Origin of the sequence: Vibrio sp. 10N.222.52.B7 (assembly GCF_041474275.1) — a bacterium.
Lineage (GTDB): Bacteria > Pseudomonadota > Gammaproteobacteria > Enterobacterales > Vibrionaceae > Vibrio > Vibrio crassostreae_C.
This window is the reverse complement of record NZ_JBFRTU010000237.1, coordinates 1-272: the sequence shown is the minus strand read 5'-3', so window position 1 is coordinate 272 and position 272 is coordinate 1. Positions and strand designations below refer to the sequence as shown.

Annotated in this window: 1 protein-coding gene; it reads left to right on the top strand. The window is 45.2% G+C overall.

Annotation, left to right across the window (positions count from 1 at the left end; genetic code table 11):
• Positions 1-272 (top strand): hypothetical protein (locus tag AB4512_RS22605; RefSeq protein WP_372175774.1); only part of this gene is annotated, 272 nt, incomplete at both ends.

Here is a 272-nt window from a genome sequence, read left to right as displayed (position 1 = left end):
AGGGGCATGTGCCATGTTTGATAGCGAAGGCAGCCAATCTACGAGGCTTATTTTTGGATCAAAGTATGGCGTAGTCAGTGCGTTATCTGATGAGTTATTGGTATCAACAACACCTCATAGTCGAGCATTACTGAGTAAGATCAGTGTTGATCAGCAAACCGTATCACTTGGTGGCAAGACAGCTGATTTGGATGAAATCCCTTATGGTTCATCTATGAGTTTTAAGTTGGGTATCCTACCTGCGACGTTTGCCCCTGCGATGGAGTATCGCC